Source organism: Leptolyngbya sp. FACHB-8, assembly GCF_014695575.1.
Taxonomy (GTDB): Bacteria; Cyanobacteriota; Cyanobacteriia; order Elainellales; family Elainellaceae; genus Vacuolonema.
Map to the genome: position 1 here is coordinate 70,661 of NZ_JACJOO010000075.1, position 20,988 is coordinate 91,648.

Below are 20,988 nucleotides of genomic sequence, written 5' to 3' on the forward strand. Positions count from 1 at the left end.
GACTAACCAGCTTATAGCAACAAATCCGTTTCCATGGCGGCAATCTGATTGGCGTCACCCCATTTGACCAACCACTTCATGACTTCATCAGGAATGAATGTTCGTACTCGGGCTGCAGAGTCAATGCAGACATGCTTCGTAAAGGCCCGTGCCGCACAGGATTCCTGAACTTCTTTGACCCCGCGATCGACAACTTCAATAACATAGATTTCATAGGCCACCTCAAACTCACCATCCTTAATTTGTTTGGGGGTGGTGTAGATCTTGATATCGTCGCCGCAGAAGAGCGGACGCATAAAATCGATGGTGCTATGGGTGATAGGAATCGCAATCCGGGGATAGCAGAAGAACTGGTTGAGGTTGATGCCTGCTGCCCCTAATGATGCCTCGTAGGCCTCATGACACATGGAGAGGATGTTGGCAAAATAGGCCACCCCCGCAGCGTCGGTGTCTTGAAAGCGGACAGTGCGTTGATAGGTAAACGGCATGGCGATCGCTCAATCCAAAAAACCAGCATTCTCTATTGTGACTAGAATCGGGTCGTTATGACATAGATATTTGTTTAGGGACTTGCTATCGAATAAAATTCCATTTTGTCGCCACGTTGCAGCGACAAAATGGAATTTGGAAAAATTGAGATTCATTATCGCGGCCTGCATCCACGATCAATGAACCTACCTATCAGCTCCCACTGCAACATCCTCGTCACCTAAGGATTCCGGATGCAAAATACTGCTGAGAATCCGCTCAGGCCGACGCTCGTACTTCCAGGCAAAGGCATGGCGGAAGGCAGCATCCTGGCAGGCTTGCAACTGCTGGAAGCTGATAATGTCGTGGGTTAGCAGGGTTTCGTATTCAAATGGCAGGCGCACGTTGTGCAGCCCAGCGTTGTCGGTACAGATGGCGATGTCTACCCCAGCTTCAAAACAGCGATCGAACACCAACTTCAGTTGATGCAAGTCCTGCAAGGTGCCCGTCTTTAAATAGGTGGTGGGGCATACCTCTAGGCACTGGCCTTGCTGGGCCAACTGAGGCAACAGTTCCGGATGGAGCAACGGAATTTGGATCCCATGACCAATCCGCATCAGGTAAGGCAGGAGTTCGGGGTAACAGCCTTCGGTCGTCTCGTACAGATGCCCTGTGGTGTTGAGACCGAGGGAGCGCGCGTAGTCGTAGAGTTGAATAAACTCGTCGAGGCGATCGCGATAATGAGCATCTCCACCCGCTAGATCCACTGCACACACATATTGTGGGTACTGCGCTGCCAAGTCCACAATGGCCTTGTTTACCTCGTAGGGCAAGCGCGAGTGCATACAGAGGATTTGGCTGGTAACAATGGGGTACTCCCCAATCTGGCTGGACTTGCCGACGATATCGACAATCTGGCCCATCAGCTCAATTCGTTCAGATTGCTCCAGATGTTCCGGTGTTCGAAGGAAGGGAGTATAGCGCAACTCCAGGTACGCCAGGTTCTCGAACACATAGGCACCCCGCATCAAACGGTAGATGAAATAGGGAAGGGTGTCTTCCGTCTGCACACTCTCCACCATCGTATGGAGTTCCAGGTATTCGTCTAACGTGTTGCGGGGACGGGTATAGAATTCCTCAAAATCCGGATAAGCGGTAAACCGCTCGGTTAAATCTTGTCGATTTCGCTGAAAATAACGCCATAGGACACGGGGAACCACGGAGCCCCCCAAGTGACGGTGCAATTCCGCATATAGAGCCACAAAATACCTCTCAGAAAATTAGGGATTGAATAAACGGTTATCTCTGGAAGCTGACACAACGAAGCCGATCTTGAAACGTTGAGAACGTAGACAGAATGGGGCTTTGTGCTAAAAAAATGACCGTAACCAACCTGAGAGCCAAGCCAGGAAAAATAATCTGGCTTATGGGGCAATCAGCAACTCATCATTGACAGCTGTGACACCAGCTGCTGATAATGGGAGTTTGCGGATATTTCGATAAATTTTAGCAACTTTAGAGTCTTGGCAAACGTTGTAGTCATTGGTGCCCAATGGGGCGATGAAGGGAAAGGCAAGATCACCGATTTACTTAGTAAGTCGGCCGATATGGTGGTTCGCTACCAAGGGGGCGTTAACGCCGGCCATACCGTTGTCGTACAGGGGCAAACCTTCAAACTCCATCTCATCCCCTCTGGCATTCTGTACCCCAACACAGAGTGCATCATCGGTTCCGGCACCGTCATTGACCCCCAGGTTTTGCTCGGTGAACTGGATCAACTTCACGCATTGGGCATCTCGACCGACAATCTTTTGATTTCCGAGACAGCTCATGTGACCATGCCCTACCATCGCCTCATTGATAAGGCGTCGGAAGAGCGCCGTGGCGATCACAAGATCGGTACCACGGGGCGCGGCATTGGCCCCACCTATGCGGACAAATCGGAGCGTACTGGCATCCGAATCATCGACTTGATGGACCCCGACGGGCTGAGGAAGCAGCTCCATTGGGCCATCATGCATAAGAACGCAGTTTTGGAAAAACTCTACGATCTGCCTCCGCTGGAGCCAGCGGGCATTATCGAAGAGTACTTGGGCTATGCCGAGCGGCTACGTCCCCATGTAGTGGACAGTTCGCTGCGAATTGCTGAGGCCGTCCAGAAGCGCCGGAACATTTTGTTCGAAGGCGCGCAAGGTACATTGCTCGATCTCGATCATGGCACCTATCCCTACGTTACATCCTCTAACCCGGTTGCGGGGGGAGCCTGTGTCGGTGCAGGGGTTGGCCCAACGATTATCGATCGGGTCATTGGCGTGGCAAAAGCCTATACGACTCGCGTGGGAGAAGGGCCCTTCCCAACGGAGTTGGATGGGGATCTGGGCAACGAGCTGTGCGATCGCGGCGCTGAGTTCGGCACTACCACTGGGCGCAAACGGCGCTGCGGTTGGTTTGATGCCGTGATCGGACGTTATGCCGTACGCATCAACGGTCTCGACTGCCTGGCCATCACCAAGCTAGATGTGCTGGATGAAATGGACGAGATCAAAGTCTGCGTAGCCTACGACATCGACGGCCAGCGGATTGAGGCATTCCCTACCAGTGCGCGGGTGTTTGCTCGATGCCGTCCCATCTACAAGACCGTGCCGGGTTGGAAGCAATCCACCGCCGACTGCCGCACCCTGGATGATCTGCCAAAACAAGCGTTGGATTATCTCAAGTTCCTGGCAGAATTGATGGATGTGCCGATTGCGATCGTCTCTCTGGGAGCCAGCCGGGATCAGACCATTATTGTGGAAGATCCCATCCATGGCCCTAAGCGGGCCTTGCTCTATACCCAGGAAGTGGCGGGAGCTTAATGGCTTGTTTTGCCTCTATTAATTTTCGTGGGGTCGAAGCTCCCCGCGAAAATTAGCCAGATCATAGGTCTGAATTTGGTTCCCCCAAATTGGAGTAGAGGCGAGATAATAAAGGTTTGTGCGTTTCGTGCAACGGCTTTGCGTGTCAATTTTTCGTAGTTAAGGTGAAATGAGTTATGGAACTGACCCTTGAATGTAAAACCCGGCCTGAGAATGCCAAGCCGAACGCCATCCGTCGTGGTGGACAGATCCCGGCTGTGCTCTATGGCCATAATGGCACCGAGTCTGTAGCCCTGGTGGTTGAAGGCCGCGAAGCAGAGCGTCTGATGAAGAAAGCAGTGATCAACAACACGGTGATCACCGTCAACGTTCCCGAAATCTCTTGGAGCGGCAAGACCCTGCTGCGCGAAGTACAGACCCACCCCTCTAAGGGTTCGTTGTACCACCTCAGCTTTTTCTCCTTTGCGGCTCACGGTAGCATTGATATTAAGCTACCAATCCACTTCGTTGGCATATCTGAAGGTGTGAAGAGCTACGGCGGTATGCTAGACACCGTGATCAACGAACTACCTGTACAAGGTCAGCCCGATCGCATGCCTGACTTCATTGAAGTAGACGTAACCAACATGGCCGTAGGGGACGCGATTAATGTGGGTGCCCTGAACCTGCCGGAAGGGGTTCAAACCCAACTGGATCCCGAAACCATTATCGTTTCGGTACTGCAGGGCCGTCCGGATGCGGGTGCCGCTGCTGAATAAGGCTTGAACGGGGACGTAGCACTTACGTCCTGATAAGCCAGGGGTTTCTATGGAACCCCCTTGAAAAACTTGACCATACTCAACTGTTTTTTAGCAACATTTGAGACACTGGGAGGGGGCGATCGCCCCCTCCTTAGTTTTATGTCCGCCTATCCTTCTACAACCTATCCCTATGACCGAAGCCAGCCTGCCCCCCTTGATTCAAGCCATGCAAAAACCGGAGTTTTACCCCCACCCGGTGACAGTTCCCGTCGAGCTAATTCAAACACACGTTTCTTATGTTCTATTGACGGGCGATTATGTCTACAAGGTCAAAAAACCAGTCAACTTTGGCTTTTTGGACTTTTCTACCTTGGAGAAGCGGCAACACTTCTGCCAGGAAGAGCTGCGGCTCAACCAACGAGGAGCGGCAGCACTGTATCTGGAGGTACTGCCCATCAGCCAGGTAGATAGCGAGTATCAGCTCGGGGATGAAGGGAACGCTGTCGAGTACACAGTCAAGATGCGGCAGTTCCCGCAGGATGCCTTGTTAAGCAGCCTATATGACCGGGGCGAATTGACGGAAGCATTAATTCAACAGCTGGCCGTCAAAGTCGCGGCATTCCACAAAACGACGCCTACTAACGATTACATTCGAGGGTTCGGTGCCGTTGGGCAAATCCGCCAAGCCTTTGATGAGAACTATGAGCAGACTGTGGGGTTCATCGGCGGACCTCAAACTCAGCAGCAGTTTGATGAAACCCAGGCCTATACCGATCGTTTTTTTGGCGATCGCACATCCCTCTTCGAACAGCGAGTACAGCAGGATAAAATCCGCGAGTGCCACGGGGATCTGCACCTGCGAAACATCGCGTCCTGGAATAACGAACTCTGGTTGTTTGACTGCATCGAGTTCAACGAGCCGTTCCGCTTCGTGGACGTCATGTACGACGTAGCCTACATTGTGATGGATCTGGATATCCGTCAGCGCCCTGACCTACGAGCTCTGTTCCTTAATACTTACTTCGAGGAAACGGGGGATTGGGAAGGGTTACAAGTGCTGCCAATCTACGTCAATCGGCAAACCTACGTGCGTGCGAAGGTTATCTCTTTCCTGCTCAATGACGCAGGAGCATCCGCCGCTGAGAAGCAGGCCGCCAGTGATACAGCTGCTCAGTACTACCGATTGGCGTGGGAATATACCCAACCGCGCAAAGGACAACTGGTTCTGATGTCGGGATTGTCGGGTTCTGGTAAAAGCACAACAGCTCGCGCTTTAGCAGCCCGCACCGGGGCCATTCACATTCGTTCGGATGCAGTTCGTAAGCACTTAGGTGGAGTTGCCTTGCAGGAACGAGGCGATGCCAGCCTGTACACCCCTGAAATGACCCAAAAGACTTATCAGCGGTTGCTAGATCTGGGTGTGGCTCTGGCTTCAGAGGGGTACACAGTGATTCTGGATGCCAAGTATGATCGACAAGAGGTGCGGCAGGAAGCAATCATTCAAGCAAAAAACCATCAGCTTCCCCTGACGCTGCTACATTGCACGGCTCCGTTAGAGGTGTTGAGCGATCGCCTGCAAAAACGCACGGATGATATTGCTGATGCCACCGTAGAAGTACTGGCTCAGCAATATTTCGAGTCATTTCTCGACAGCGAGCAATCCTACGTGACAACGCTGGAGAGCACCCAAGACATTACACCCCAACTAGACCCAATCGTGCAGCAAATTCAAAGCGCATGACCTCGCCATGGTAGACAGAAACGGTATTGGCACTGGCCTTAAGCTCTGGCTCATTCTATTACTCACCTTTTTTTTCCTGGGCTATCCGGCAGTGCTGGCCATCCTCTGGGCTCTAATTGGCAGTTTTGCGGGGGGCGTGATTGCAGCGAACTTAAACCTCAAAACGCCCCCACCTATGGCAAAGCCTATAGACAAAACTGGAGAGGGTTCCTCCGAGCGGGGCCGATTTACGCTTCGCAGACGAGTTGAGGAGCGAAACCAGGTAGGAAATTCTATATTTGGGCGTTGGGGTCGGCGGATCGACCGTTCCTCTAAGCCTCGTCGATAGTACTCCTGGTACTAATACTTCACGACACCAATTCTGAGAGATAGGATGGGGTGAGCTTGGCCCGCACATCCTACCTCTCAAAATTAATGACCTGTTAAAATCCTATGATGGGATACTATTAGGCATAGCGGAAACTGGCCTATGTTTGGTAGTGTAGAGCACTCTGCACTCCGTACGATCAAACATAGGCAAACTTAAACCGCTGAATAGTAAATGGCAAGATGAACTCACCAACCCGGTGATATAGCGTTACATCATCTAGTTAGGGCAGTTTATTTTTGAAAAGCTGGGCTCCGCCCAGCTTTTCAAAAATAAACTGCCTGGTTCTAAGCGTGTAACGTAGTACAAAGAGACTGAGGCTTTGTTGCGGGGGTGCAGCAAACCATCACTCTCTTTATATTGCCGAAGTAATAAGTTTGAAGGTAGTGCAAAGCATCGCCACTAAACTTAGGTTCATTTCCACCTTGGTGTCATAGTAGGAATAACAAGCAACCTCCCCGCGAGATATTTTCCGGAACCAGGATGAGAAGAATTTGTGAATCCTTCAAAATTCCTGGGGAAATCACGGATGTTCTTTGTAAAATATCGTTTTACAAGAATAAGTAAGTTTTCCTGTGATGGTTCGGTAGGTCGCCTATTCCTGAAACGTCTAGCTTGAGCATCTACCATGTCGCCGATCGTTCTTAATGAGACCTCTGTAAAACCCTTCTGTTTCTATTTAGATGGCAATCTCTGTAAGGGAGTGAGCTATCAAAATCGGCTGTATCATTTGGTGGAAACCCTTAACGCTGGGAATTTAGAGCGGGTAAGGGAGATCTGCCTGGATCTACGACGACAGAAGCTAACATGCATCATTACAAGAACCGAGCATCACTATCGGATTTGGACAGATTTAAGAGCGATGCAGGTTGGCACGGAAGTTGCTAAGCCTGTGCTACCAGTATCTTTCTCAGCAGCTAGCGAGCTACAGGCTTTATAAGAAACGCTGAACTCGCGGTAGCATCAGAGGCAGTGGAATAATCTCTGCGTTCTGGATGTCATGGCCGATACCTCTTCAACTGGGCTAACGCTGCGCTCGGCGACGGCGGCTGATGCCGATTTAATTTTTGCCTTGATTGGCGAACTGGCCGACTATGAAAAACTGCGCCATCAGGTGACAGGCAGCGCTGCCGACTTAGCTCAACATTTGAGTGGAAATCCTTCAGTTGTCGAAGCGATTGTGGCGGAATGGAATCATCAACCCGCTGGATTTGCTTTATTTTTTACTAATTACTCAACCTTTCTCACAAAGCCTGGCTTGTACCTTGAGGATCTTTATGTAAAGTCCGAGTATCGGGGGTTGGGGATTGGAAAAGCTTTGCTCAGCCACTTAGCTGGCCTTGTTCAGGAGCGGGGTTACGGGCGTCTGGAATGGAGCGTATTGGACTGGAATGCGCCCGCGATCGCCTTCTATGAGCGGATGGGAGCTACCGTATTGCCCGACTGGCGCATTTGCCGGGTAACGGGAGATGCGATCGCCACTCTGGCATCTCAGGCAGAATCTAGCCCGGCCTAGGAGCTACAGGACTTACACAGTTTTGTGGAGTATATGTGCTTCTATCCGGAACCAGGAAGATTATTTTAACCTGAGTTCGGGTTAAGGGTGTTTTCGAGTACCGCGCGTTGCGCGGCACTCGAAAACACTCATTTTGGCGTGCGCTTTGCGCACGCCAAAATGAGCACTTCAGCTTATCCCGAACTGAGGTTATTTTAGAGAAGCCACGCTCAGCGCAGCTTTTCTAAAATAATCTGTCCGAACCAAAGTGCGTAAGGCGATATCAGGAGGGTTGTGATATTTAGCTCTTGCAGCAAATTCTAGAACCCTTATTTTTTCGTCACTTCGCAACGGGAAATACGGTTTCGGGGGTTGAGTTTCAGCAAAGATGCAAGATGTGCGTAACCAACTTCGTTAATGATAAAACAGTTGATTCTATCCGTTGCTGAATGGAGCGATGCGATGGGTGTAGAACCGCAGTTTCCATTCCATCGCATCGCTCCATTCAGCAACACCTGACTTCATGAAAGACTTGCAGAACGGACATCCCACAACATGAATCGCTCTTTTTAAAAGCAGCCTCAACATGCAACTAAAGGCATCCTTGAATCCATTACATCATGAGCCTTTCACCTTATAAAAAGCTTACGTTCTTGTAAGAAAGCGATCGCCCACTCAAAAGCCGTCCTAAACTTTTAATAGAAGGCTCTGGTGAGTTGGGTCTTAGCCTCACCCCCTGGAGTTCCACATAGCGTACAACATCGGATTGGATTGTGACCTATGGCAAAAACCATTTGGGTAAATGAACAAATCGACCCATCCGGGTTGATTTACACCTGCATTGCCTGCTGCAACCAGGAACAGGCCGAAGCATGTCACGACTCGTTTGAAACGAATCTGACGGACGAGCAGAAGGCAATGGGGTGGATCGCCCGCCTACGTACCGTTGAAGATTGGGATGATGTCCCCGTTAACTCTCTCAAACTGGATTAATTATTCAAAGACTTACGCAGTTTTTTGATGGGTGGCAGACAACGAAGATGCGCCTAATATTCTATGTCCTGCCTAAGCGGAACGTACAATATTAGGCGCATCTTCATATTGAATTGGTATTGCTAGTACGCTGAGGCGGAAATCCATCACCCATGTTTTTGTGTAGGGTGCTTCGCACCCTACACAAAAACATGGGTTGCAAACTTAGGCCGCAGTCTACTAGTATCACGTGAGCTAGGACATCCAGAACTGAGATAACTGCTCCCACTCGATCTGGATGTTCTAGCTCACGTGTCTAACTTCACCCTGGCTGCCATGGCCTGGAGAGTTTCAAGAGGGACGGTGTAGAAAAAGCGCCGGCGGAACTGTTCTTCTTGAACGGCTTCTAGAAATCGGCTGATACATTGAGTTGCCTCTGTATCTAGAGAGGGTTCAGGAGACATGCTCGGTGCCGTTTCAACAGGAGCCGCCTGCTGTATTCCCAACTGATTGTCATTGGCTGTCACCACAAATCCTAGCGGTTTCAGGGCATAAAAACCAAGTTGGAGAGGGCGATCGCCAATCCCCAACTTGTCAAGAATTTGGCTGCGTCGAACGGTGTGTCCAGTACGGCTCAAGTATTTGGCAATGCCAACGAGATCTTGCCATACATCAATAGATGGCCGCTCTGTTGGATGAGGATAGGCCAGAGCTAACTGGGTTCCCTCTTGAGTTGCTCTACGGAACCAGACATTCAGCTCATCCCAACGGCTAGGGCATTGGGTCATTTTCAAGACTGGCCCGTCATCGGAGAATGCTTCTGGCTTTTGCGTGCGCCAGTCTAGGATCCAATTGACCCGTGGGGTTACGGCTAGCGCTTCGGGAGAATCTGAACAGGAGCGCACAGCAATCAGGCGGATTTCAAACTGGTTCTTGCTGGCGTTGTAGTCGAGTTCGGCGATCGCATCACAACGCCCCGACGGAATTTCATCCTTATAATGGCCCCACCAAACTCCATCGAATCGGCTTCCCGTATCATCGCGAATTTCAAAAACCGTTCGAATGTAACGCACGGCTCGGTTACGGAAATCCTGAATGTTACGATTCCATACCCGCTCGAACCAGCAATTACGCAGCAGCAGGCGAGGGGTTGGATTCCCCAAACCATAAGGTTCTAGAACACTCAGTTCCCGGAAGAGGGATTTCCCTAAATCCGCAACCGTTACGTCTAAGTCGGCTTCTAGCGTAGCTCCTAGCGGGAACCCTATGGCAAACTGCTCCTGACGTAGTTGTCGGTTGATGGCCTCAGCGAACAGCGGCAGATTTTCGACGGGTAGGCTCATCCCGGCAGCAAAGGGATGGCCGCCAAAACTTTGAAGGAGATGCTCTTGCTGTTTGACCAGGCGATAGAGATCAATGTTGTTAACAGAACGGGCAGAGCCTCGGGCAGTCCCTGTCTCCGTATTGAGTAGAATTGTCGGTCGGCCATACTCCTGAGCAATCTGGCTGGCGACAAGGCCAAGCACACCGGGTGACCACTGAGGGTCGGCCAGAACAATAGCTGCGGTAGTCGATAGATCCTGTTGAGCCAGTTGGGTTTTCACCTGGGTCACCACATCTCGCTGCAAGGCTTTGCGACGGGTATTCGCCATCTCCGTTTCTTCTGCCAGGGTTTGGCAGCGGATGGGGTCGCGGCTGGTTAGCAGTTCTACTCCGAATCGAGCATCGCCATGAATGCGGCTGATAGCGTTGATGCGGGGGCCGATGCCAAATGAAATATCAGTGGGGCGATCGCCACTGGCCTGACACAGTTCTAATAGTTTCGCCACACCAGGACGGGGTGGAACGGCATCCCGGTTCTTCCGCAATTGTTGAATGCCCCGTTGGGCTAGATAGCGGCAATCTCCCTTCAACTCCACCAGGTCAGCAATTAACCCGATCGCCACCAGATCTAATAGATCCTCTAAAGGCTGGGTAGGAACTTGAGGTAGCGTCTCATAAAGAGCCTCGACGAGCTTGTAGGCTACAGCTACCCCCGATAAGGTGGCGAAGGGATGGTCTGGAGGGAGCGATCGCGGATTAATCAGCGCCACGACCGGAGGCCGAGTTTCTGACAGCGTATGATGATCCGTCACAATGATGTCGATGCCCAGCTCACGGGCATGTTCAATTTCCCGAAGATTGGTGCTGCCCGTATCACAGGTGACAATCACGCGAAAACCTTGAGCAACCAGTCGCTCAATACCTGCTATCGACAACCCGTGGGATTCTGTAAAGCGATTGGGGATGGTATAGACAAGTTTTTCTTCCTGCGAGAAGAATTGCCCCAACCCTTCCCAAAGAACAGAAGTGGCGGTTACGCCGTCGGCATCAAAGTCGCCCCAGATGGCAATCGCCTCTCCCTGTTCACGAGCTTTTTGAAGGCGGGCGATCGCCCACTCCATCTCATCTCCAAACGCAAATGGCGACGCAGGAACGTAATGGGCTGGATTAATGAAGCGACGGACAGTTTCAATATCTTGCAAGCCCCGCTGCCACAGCAACTGGGCGGCCCACATGCCAGATGAATCAGGCATATATTGTGCCACAGCTTTGATAAATGCTTCTGGCAATTCTGCCTTTGGCTGAAGCTGCCATGGTGCTACGTCAGGCATTCAGACTCCACGTGACCGACTAGTTCTATCTTGCAATAAGTACCCCATAGTTGAACATGCGTACTCCAGCCATCCATGTTATGTAGCGCTCCATCCTCAGAACTGGGAAGCACAAATATCTGAATGAGGTTCGCGATATTGATGTTTTGAGGAAGTAGCGTACAAAACATCAACATCTCGAATAGTTGCTAAGAATAGCAATGTATTCACAACAACAGATTGACATCAAATTTCCTGAAAAGGCTAAAATTAGGCAACGAAATTCTATCAGCGTCAATACTCTTTCAGTTGATATTATTTAAAGATTGGTTTTTCGTAAAGAACAACCCGTAAAAGATTAACCATTCAAATACTTCAAAATTAGCCTCTTTTTATACCAGTTCGTAACGTGAACATACAAGAGGATAAAAGCACGGGCAGATTTGTATCGACTGCCTTGGGCTTGGTAAACCGGCATTTTTGATAAACCTAGTCAAGGCAAACACTTTCGGAATTCGAATTTACGTATCTTCTCAATATTTCGTGAGTCGTTTTGTAAAAAAATATTTAGCAACATGGTTTTCCTGATTGGGTACATTCTTTGATTCATCATGTAGCTTTTTTTATTGACTCTGATGGGGATCTCCGTAGTTATTCGGGATGAGTCTAAAAAAAATCGGTTCAAAAGAATAGTTTTTTGGTTAAAACATTCTTGTGTTCTTTAAGACGAAACCCATATTTGATGTGGGAGAAAGAGTTCTTTCGAAAGGGTGTTTGTCTATCTAAAGGGGGTTATTCTTCTGCTTTGTCTTTTGTTTTGATAAAGCCCATTTATGGTTCCCTTTACCAAGTGCTTTAAGGTTCTTTTTCAATCCTTGAGTTACTGCAAGCAATAGGCAAAACCGGGCCGGCGATCGCCTTCGGGATTTCTGTAACATATCCCGAGTATCCGCATGGCTTTTTTCAGGAAGAACAACAGCTAAACGTATCTGTTTCGTTGATTCATCCCGTTCCTGCGTCTTTTTTATTCTCACTCAGATCAGGTCAGAGTGGTCATTGCAACAGTTCCAAATCTAGCTTTTGCCAATCTTTTGTTCCTGTAGAGGTTTCCCATGGCCAGTATTACAAGCGTCACCCTTCCTACCAATCAAACGTACGGGCTCCAACAAAATCTGGACTTCACCGTTACCTTTGACGAAGCTGTGACCATTACCCCAACCGGTAGTGATTCAGTTCGTATTCCCATCACGCTGGATACTGGGGGTACTGTTTATGCCGTTCTGCAAGGAACAGGCGCATCTTCCACAACTCATCAATTCCGCTACACCGTCGTAGACGGCAACCTCGACAGCAACGGCATTCAGTTAGGTACAGCCCTTGAGTTAGCGAGTGGAGCGACGATTGTTGACGCCAACAACGCGAGTGCAACCCTCAACCTCGTCGGGGTTGGTGATACGACGGGTCTTCTCGTTGATGCTGTTTCCCCTACCATTACAGGCGTCTCCGTACCCACCGATGACACGTATGGCAGTGGGGAAGCCTTGAATTTCATTGTGACCTTCAGTGAAACCGTCACACTCGAACCGGGAACCGGGTCAATTCGCCTACCCCTCACCTTAGGTACCGGTGAGCCGGTCTATGCAGTCCTTCAGGGCGCCGCTTCCATTCCTAACAGCTACGAATTCCGCTACACCGTAGCCGAAGGAGACTTGGATACCGACGGTATTCAGTTAGGTACAGCCCTTGAGTTACAAGGCGATGCCAAAATTGTGGATGCGGCTAACAATACGGTGGCAACCCCTACTCTAACTGGCGTTGGCGATACCACGGGTATCCTGATTGACACCATTCGACCTACCATCACAACCGTAACCGGGCCTGCTGCGGGCACTTATGGTGCAGGCCAGAACCTCGATTTTGTCGTCACCTTTAGCGAACCCATCACTCTGACCCCCGAAACAGGTGCGCTTCGTCTACCCCTTACCCTGGGCACAGGTGAGCCTGTATTCGCCGAGCTTCAAGGCCCTGGCACGGAACCCAACACTTATGTGTTCCGTTACACCCTCGCTGATGGGGATGTCGATACCGATGGGATTCAGGTGGGCACTGAGTTGGCGTTGCAGAATAGTGCGATCGTTGCAGATGCCGCAAACAATAACGCAAATTTAACCCTAGCTGGTGTCAGTGATACGACGGGAGTTCTAGTGGACACCATTGCTCCCACCATTACCACTGTAACTGGGCCTGCTGCGGGCACTTACGGTATCGGTGCAACCCTAGATTTTGTCGTCACCTTCAGTGAGGCAGTCACGTTGACTCCGGGCACAGGAGCCATCCGGCTTCCCCTGACGGTAGGAGAAGGTGAGCCTGTCTTTGCCGAGCTACAGGGTGCCGGCACAGAACCCAACACCTATGTCTTCCGCTACACCGTAGTTGCTGGGGACGTCGATACGGATGGTATTCAGGTAGGCACCGACCTTGTGGTGGAAGGGGATTCCACCATTGTGGATGCTGCGAATAATAGTGCACTCCTGGCCCTAGCTGGCGTTAGCGATACAGCCGGCGTCCTGATCGATACCGCAGCACCCACCATTACAGCAGTGACTGGCCCAACTGCCGGTACCTATGGTGTAGGTGAAACCCTCGACTTCGTTGTCACCTTCAGCGAACCTGTTACCCTCACCCCTGGTTCTGGAACCATTCGTCTGCCCCTTACTGTAGGAGAAGGTGAGCCTGTCTTTGCCGAACTACAAGGTGCTGGCACAGAGCCCAACACCTATGTCTTCCGCTACACCGTAGCAGAAGGGGATGTCGACACCGATGGGATTCAAGTGGGCACTGACCTGGCACTTGAAGGGGATGCTACCGTTTCAGATGCTGCCAGTAACAACGCTATCCTTACATTGGCTGGAGTCAGCGATACCACAGGCGTCCTGATTGATACAACAGCACCTACCATTACCTCTGTCACGGGGCCAACTGCCGGTACCTATGGCGTGGGCCAGAATCTCGACTTTATCGTCACCTTCAGTGAACCTGTTACCCTCACCCCTGGTTCTGGGACCATTCGTCTGCCCCTCACCGTAGGAGAAGGTGAATCTGTCTTTGCCGAGCTACAGGGCACTGGTACTGAACCCAACACCTATGTCTTCCGCTATGTTGTCGCGGAAGGAGATGTAGACACTGATGGCATTCAAGTGGGTACTGATCTGGAAGTACAGGGTGATGCCACCGTTGTAGATGCTGCAAATAATAGCGCTACCCCAACCCTCGCTGGTGTCAGTGACACGGCTGGGGTTTTAGTAGACACCATTGCACCTGCCATTACAGCAGTGACTGGCCCAACTGCCGGTACCTATGGTGTAGGTGAAACCCTCGACTTCGTTGTCACCTTTAGCGAACCTGTTACCCTCACCCCTGGTTCTGGAACCATTCGTCTGCCCCTTACTGTAGGAGAAGGTGAGCCTGTCTTTGCCGAGCTACAGGGCGCTGGCACAGAGCCCAACACCTATGTCTTCCGCTACACCGTAGCAGAAGGGGATGTCGACACCGATGGGATTCAAGTGGGCACTGACCTGGTACTGGAAGGGGATGCTACCGTTTCAGATACTGCCAGTAACAACGCTATCCTTACATTGGCTGGAGTCAGCGATACCACAGGCGTCCTGATTGATACAACAGCACCTACCATTACCTCTGTCACGGGGCCAACTGCCGGTACCTATGGCGTGGGCCAGAATCTCGACTTTATCGTCACCTTCAGTGAACCTGTTACCCTCACCCCTGGTTCTGGGACCATTCGTCTGCCCCTCACCGTAGGAGAAGGTGAGCCTGTCTTTGCCGAGCTACAGGGCGCTGGTACTGAACCCAACACCTATGTCTTCCGCTATGTTGTCGCGGAAGGAGACGTAGACACTGATGGCATTCAAGTGGGTACTGATCTGGAAGTACAGGGTGATGCCACCGTTGTAGATGCTGCAAACAATAGCGCTACCCCAACCCTCGCTGGCGTCAGTGACACGACTGGTGTCCTGATCGATACAACAGCCCCCACGATTACGGCTGTGTCTGGGCCTGAGGCTGGTACGTATGGTGTTGGTCAAACCCTCGACTTTGTCGTCACCTTCAGCGAGCCCGTTACCCTAGAACCGGGCACTGGGTCAATCCGTTTGCCCCTCACCGTAGGAGAAGGCGAGCCCGTTTTTGCCGAGCTGCAAGGTGCTGGTGCTGACCCTAACACCTATGTGTTCCGCTATACCGTAGCGGAAGGGGATGTGGATACCGATGGAATTCAAGTCGGTACTGATCTGGCATTGGAAGGGGACGCCACCGTTGTGGATGTGGCTAACAACAGTGCAGCACTGACATTGGCTGGCGTCAGCGATACTACAGGCGTCTTGATTGATACAACAGCACCTACAATTACGGCTGTGTCTGGGCCTGCTGCGGGCACCTACGGAGCAGGCCAGGAGCTTGACTTTGTTGTTACCTTCAGCGAGCCCGTCACTTTAACGGCCGGTGACGGTTCCATTCGTCTTCCCATTAACCTAGGGAGCGACACTCCTGTCTTTGCGGAGTACCAGAGCGCTGGTACTGAGCCTAATACCTATCTGTTCCGTTACACCGTAGCGGAAGGGGATGTGGATACCGATGGGATTCAAGTCGGTACAGATTTGGCGTTGGAGGGGGGTGCCACTATTACCGATGTCGCCAACAACAGCGCAACGCTAACGCTGGCTGGGGTTAGTGATACAACTGGAGTGCTAATAGACACGGTTGCGCCCACGATTACATCCGTGAGTGGCCCAACCGCTGGTACTTATGGTGTGGGAGACAATCTCGACTTTGTCGTCACCTTTAGCGAACCCATCACTCTAACGCTCGGGGACGGTTCAGTTCGCCTGCCTATTAATGTGGGAAGTGACACCCCTGTTTTTGCTGAGCTACAGGGCGCTGGTACTGAGCCTAATACCTATCTGTTCCGCTACACGGTGGCGGAAGGCGATGTGGATAGTGATGGCATTGAAGTCGGCACCGATCTGGCATTGGAGGGAGGCGCCACCATTACGGATGCGGCCAACAATAGCGCAACACTGACACTGGCTGACGTAGGCGATACCACAGGTGTGCTGGTAGATACCGTTGCACCAACCATTACAGCGGTTTCCGTACCCGCTGCGGGTAATTATGGCGTCGGTCAGACCCTCGACTTTACTGTGACTTTTAGCGAACCTATCTCGTTGAATGCTGGAACGGGCTCAATTGGTCTACCGATTACGATAGGTACTGGGGAACCCGTGGTTGCCGAGCTACAAGGGCCTGGCACTGAGCCCAATACCTATACCTTCCGTTACACCGTAGCAGAAGGGGATGTGGATACCGATGGGATTGAAGTAGGCACCGACCTCCAGTTAGAAGGGGATGCCACCATTACGGATGCGGCTAACAATACTGCAACGCTAACGCTAGCTGGCATTGGGGAGACGACAGGTGTGCTGGTGGATACGGTGGCACCAGAGATTACAGCGATCGCCCCTCCCCAAAACGGCACCTACGGCATTGGACAAAACCTCCAGTTCGGTCTCACCTTCTCCGAACCCGTAACCATTGACACGACCGGAGGAGTTCCCAACTTGCCTTTGACCGTTGGTAGCAACACCGTTGATGCCACCTATGTTTCTGGCAGTGGCACCAACACATTACTCTTCGAGTACACCGTTGCGGATGGAAATGAAGATGCGGATGGGATTGAAATTAGTTCGGCCCTGAACCTCAACGGTGCAACTATTCGTGATGCTGTTGGAAATGACACAACCCTCACGTTGGATACACTGCCTGACACCAGCGGTGTTTTGGTGGATGGAACCCCTCCAGGTGTGACGGCGGTACAGGTTCCCAACGCCGATACCTATGGTGTTGGAGAGGTTTTGGAATTCTCGGTAACCTTTAGCGAACCTGTTACGGTTACAGGTGGCACACCCGCCATACCGATCACCCTGGGTAATGGCGCGAGTGTAAACGCGGCCTATGCAGAGGGTAGCGGCACTAACACTTTGATCTTCCGCTACACCGTCGCGGAGGGTGATACCGACACCGATGGAATTACGCTAGGCTCTGGCATTAGCCTTGGAGGCGCAACCATTCAAAATTCTGCGAGCAGTGATGCAGTTCTGACACTGGTTGGAGTTGGATCAACGACCGGAGTGCTGGTAGATGGAATAGAAACATCTGTTGCATTTACAGCCATTACTCCTGCAGTACAAGATAGCCGTCAGACCCCAGCCACAGCTTCAGTCACTCTCACGTTTGGGGAAGCAGTTAGCGGCTTTGATGTAGAGGACCTCCAGCTGACTCGCGATAATCAACCTGTGGAGTTAACAGGAGTTACCATTACCCCTAACGCCGAGCAGACAAGCTACACCATCACGGGTCTAGCAGACTTGACGGCTCCCGCTGGCGACTATCAGTTGCGGCTGGTCGCTGCCAACTCTGGCATTACAGACACCTCCGGTAGCCCTCTGGCCGCAGATGCCTCTGTTTCCTGGATACGGGGCACGACTGCTCGGGCACCCCGACCCATCGATTTCTCGGGTGGTGACCCTGGAGTAAGTCGGAGCGGTAACAATGGCAACAACACACTCCGAGGCACAAGACGCAATGACACGATTGCTGGCAACGGTGGCAACGACAACATTTCTGGATTGAATGGCAACGACATTCTTGATGGAGATGCAGGCACCGATGTTGTTACAGGAGGCGGTGGCAACGATCGCCTTCTGGGGGGTGGTGCCAATGACTCCCTGGATGGTGGAGTCGGTGATGATCGGATTTTCGGGGAAGCCGGTAACGACTTGATTAATGGTGGCAATGGTGACGACGCACTTGTAGGCGGTCTGGGCCGTGACACTCTGACCGGCGGTGGCGGCGAGGATGTGTACACCTATAGCTCGTTAGCTGAAGGGGGCGATACCATCCGTAACTTCCAGGCCAATCAGGATGTGATTAATCTGGCAGGGATCTTCCGGGGAGACGAGTATAACGGCGACACATCTTTTGCCAAATTTAATCAGTTTGTACGACTGATTGGAGTCGGCAATTCAACCCAGGTGCGAGTTGATTCCAATGGGTCGGGCGCAGGTAACACGTTTACCATTCTGGCCACGTTGGAAAACGTTCGAGTCGGGCAGATTAGCAGTGAAAACTTTGTGATTGGCTAATCGTTCTCGTTACACCGTTTTGGGGAGTGGAAGTTTTGCTTCCACTCTCTGTCACACTTTAGAGAGTGGAAGCAAAACTTCCACTCTCTGTATTTTTAGTATTTTCAAATCTGAGGACGTTTCCGAGTGCAACACACCATGGGACACTCGAAAACGCCCTGAATCAGACAGGTTATTGTTTGAAAAGCCTCGCTCCGTCAAGCTTTTCAAACAATAACCTGTCTAACAGAGTGCTTAAGGTTTGTACCTGGTGCATATCTCTTGTATGGAGTGTGTACGGCGCACACACTCCATACAAGAGATATTTGGATAGAAGCGCGATCGCCTCCAAACTCTTACCATGAGGTCGGTTCGAGCATGACTATCACAGCAGTTATCATTATGAGCTTCAAAGCCAAGATTGCGCGCCCGACGGGCGCGCAATCTTGGCTTTGAAACCCGAAAACCGCTTGCCTTCGGCAAGCGGTTTTCGGGCCTAATTCCATACTGAGAATTGCTGTGACTATCAATAAAGTCTTGCAGCAAGCTCGCTCAGGAGAGATCATTTTGTTGCATGATGAGGGGCGGCGACCAGATGACTCCCGTTGAGACATTGCCGCAAATTCTGTCGGCTTTTCCCGATAGAGCTCGGTTTGTGACTGCACTGGAACTCCTACACCTGGGTGCGCCGGATTCTACTCATGTCCCCCCTGAAACCTCTACTAAATAAACGTTCTACCGCGATCGCCCTGTTCACCCTGGGCTGGGCCGTTGCGCTTCTACTGCGTTTCCCACTCATGGCGATCGCTGCCGATCCAATGCCCGCCGAGCTGCGCGGTATTTGGCTAACCAATATCGATAGTGAAGTCTTGTTTTCCAGCCGCAACCTCGTGGAGGGATTGCAACGATTGCATCGCCTCAACTTCAATACCCTTTATCCCACCGTCTGGAATGGCGGTTACACGCTCTACCCCAGTCCGCTTGCGAAAGCAACGTTTGGGGTTGAGCAAGATCCCTACCCCGGTTTTGAGGGGCGGGATATGCTGGGTGAAATGATTGTCGAGGGCCACCGCCATGGAATGGCCGTGATTCCCTGGTACGAATTTGGGTTGATGGCTCCAGCCGAATCAGAGCTAGCAAAGCAGCATCCTGATTGGTTGAGTACCAAGCAAGATGGCGATCGCATCTGGCTGGAAGGAGGCCGCATTCCTCGGGTATGGCTCAATCCGCTGCATCCTGAAGTGCAGAATTTTATGGTGGGGCTGTTAACAGAAGCAGTCGAACGCTACGACATCGACGGCATTCAACTGGATGACCATTTTGGCTTACCGGTCGAGTTTGGTTACGATGAGTTGACCGTAGCCCGTTACCGAACCGAAACAGGAACGGAGCCACCAGAAGATCCGACAGATCCAGAGTGGGTGCGCTGGCGAGCCAATCAAATTACTCGTTTGATGCGTCGGGTGGTTAACGAAGTGCGGGCCATCAAACCCAATTGCATTATCTCTCTATCCCCTAATCCCCGAGAATTTGCATTTGAACAGTATTTACAAGATTGGGGCACCTGGGAGCGCCGGGGCCTGGTGGATGAGTTGATTGTGCAAATTTATCGGCGCGATATGGAGCGGTTCATTTTTGAAATTGAGCGCGCAGATGTGCAGGTAGCCCGAGAATTTTTGCCGGTTAGCGTTGGAATTCTCACAGGGCTGCGCGGCGACATTACCGATATGGAGTTGATTAGCGAACAGGTAGAAGCCGTACGCGATCATCGCTATGCCGGGGTTGCATTCTTCTTTTATGAAACGTTGGGCAATCGCGATAGCTTGTTTCTCGGCCTATTCCCAACTCCGGCCCGTCGTCCTGAGCCTCCCGATCTGGGTTGGGATGATTCAGTTTGATTATTTCTTGAGCCTCTTAATTTACCTGCGCGAAGTACAGGGTGCATCCCACTTTTGTTCAGTGAGGCGAACTTCGCCCGCTTCACTTACAAAAATGGCTTTCCACATTTGCAAAAGTTAGGATGTACCCTGAGGCACATGAAAAGTGGAGAGGCTCAAAATAACTTCCCCCCAACGATTGAAACTTGCAAAGAAATTTGACAATCGGTACCGAAATAGGAAAGTATAAATACGGTGGGCGTAGTTTGGGAATACGTTGTGATTTCTGAATGGCTACGTTCTTGCCAGTTCGTTTCGTTTCAAGGCTACCGACCTGAGCCGATCGCACCCTCGTAAGATGTGTGGTTTGTTCAATAAAATGGAAGGTTGGGTTCTCTGAGACGGTCGTTGCGGAAACTGGGATCATCGGCGGGTTCTTGCGATCGCCCAAATTAGCTGGATGTGACGAAAGCTAATTCCTGGTGGTTTTGAGGATGGAGTGTCGGTGGCACCGGGTGACTCAAATCGGAGTTGGAGTCAACTTGCGATCGCGATGACACTCGTTGAGCCAGTTTGAAATCGTTGATGTCGGGTCTGAAGCATTTTGGTTGACCCGATTTCTTTGGTTTCGTTCAGCGTTCCGC

General features: G+C 51.4%; 12 protein-coding genes. 9 read left to right on the forward strand and 3 right to left on the reverse strand.

Annotated elements, in window-relative coordinates:
• Positions 1–11: 11 nt before the first annotated feature.
• Both H6F91_RS20980 and H6F91_RS20985 read right to left on the reverse strand, forming a co-directional pair.
• On the reverse strand, positions 12–488 hold the full coding sequence (locus H6F91_RS20980; protein ID WP_190771337.1) for a thioesterase family protein: 477 nt from the start codon (positions 486–488) through the stop codon (positions 12–14).
• 186 nt (positions 489–674) lie between these two features.
• Entirely contained in the window at positions 675–1,730 is a 1,056-nt protein-coding gene (locus tag H6F91_RS20985; protein ID WP_190771336.1) for an adenosine deaminase, read from the reverse strand.
• A gap of 261 nt (positions 1,731–1,991) precedes the next feature.
• Between H6F91_RS20985 and H6F91_RS20990 the strand changes: the two genes are divergently transcribed.
• The 7 genes from H6F91_RS20990 to H6F91_RS21020 all read left to right on the forward strand — a co-directional run bounded on the left by H6F91_RS20990 (position 1,992) and on the right by H6F91_RS21020 (position 8,659).
• Complete coding sequence (locus H6F91_RS20990; RefSeq protein WP_190771335.1) at positions 1,992–3,323, forward strand: adenylosuccinate synthase; 1,332 nt, start codon at positions 1,992–1,994, stop codon at positions 3,321–3,323.
• 176 nt (positions 3,324–3,499) lie between these two features.
• Positions 3,500–4,081, forward strand: a complete 582-nt coding sequence (locus tag H6F91_RS20995) for a 50S ribosomal protein L25/general stress protein Ctc (protein WP_190771334.1) — start codon at positions 3,500–3,502, stop codon at positions 4,079–4,081.
• A gap of 172 nt (positions 4,082–4,253) precedes the next feature.
• Complete coding sequence (locus H6F91_RS21000) at positions 4,254–5,804, forward strand: AAA family ATPase (protein WP_190771333.1); 1,551 nt, start codon at positions 4,254–4,256, stop codon at positions 5,802–5,804.
• 7 nt (positions 5,805–5,811) lie between these two features.
• Positions 5,812–6,132 carry a hypothetical protein gene (locus H6F91_RS21005; protein WP_190771332.1) on the forward strand — a complete coding sequence of 107 codons (321 nt, stop codon included), beginning with the start codon at positions 5,812–5,814 and terminating at the stop codon, positions 6,130–6,132.
• 667 nt (positions 6,133–6,799) lie between these two features.
• Positions 6,800–7,111 (forward strand): hypothetical protein, encoded by a 312-nt coding sequence (locus H6F91_RS21010; protein WP_190771331.1) that lies wholly within the window; start codon positions 6,800–6,802, stop codon positions 7,109–7,111.
• 60 nt (positions 7,112–7,171) lie between these two features.
• Complete coding sequence (locus H6F91_RS21015; protein WP_190771330.1) at positions 7,172–7,687, forward strand: GNAT family N-acetyltransferase; 516 nt, start codon at positions 7,172–7,174, stop codon at positions 7,685–7,687.
• A 759-nt stretch (positions 7,688–8,446) separates the two neighbouring features.
• Positions 8,447–8,659 (forward strand): glycogen debranching protein, encoded by a 213-nt coding sequence (locus tag H6F91_RS21020; protein ID WP_190771329.1) that lies wholly within the window; start codon positions 8,447–8,449, stop codon positions 8,657–8,659.
• 287 nt (positions 8,660–8,946) lie between these two features.
• Here the strand turns inward: H6F91_RS21020 and recJ are convergent, their stop codons facing one another.
• Positions 8,947–11,292 carry a single-stranded-DNA-specific exonuclease RecJ gene (recJ, locus tag H6F91_RS21025; protein WP_190771328.1) on the reverse strand — a complete coding sequence of 782 codons (2,346 nt, stop codon included), beginning with the start codon at positions 11,290–11,292 and terminating at the stop codon, positions 8,947–8,949.
• Positions 11,293–12,383: 1,091 nt separating this feature from the next.
• On the opposite strand from recJ, the gene H6F91_RS21030 reads away from it, so the two are divergent.
• Together H6F91_RS21030 and H6F91_RS21035 are read left to right on the forward strand one after the other, a co-directional pair.
• Positions 12,384–18,488 carry a hypothetical protein gene (locus tag H6F91_RS21030; protein WP_190771327.1) on the forward strand — a complete coding sequence of 2,035 codons (6,105 nt, stop codon included), beginning with the start codon at positions 12,384–12,386 and terminating at the stop codon, positions 18,486–18,488.
• A gap of 680 nt (positions 18,489–19,168) precedes the next feature.
• On the forward strand, positions 19,169–20,365 hold the full coding sequence (locus H6F91_RS21035) for a glycoside hydrolase family 10 protein (protein WP_190771326.1): 1,197 nt from the start codon (positions 19,169–19,171) through the stop codon (positions 20,363–20,365).
• Positions 20,366–20,988: the final 623 nt, after the last annotated feature.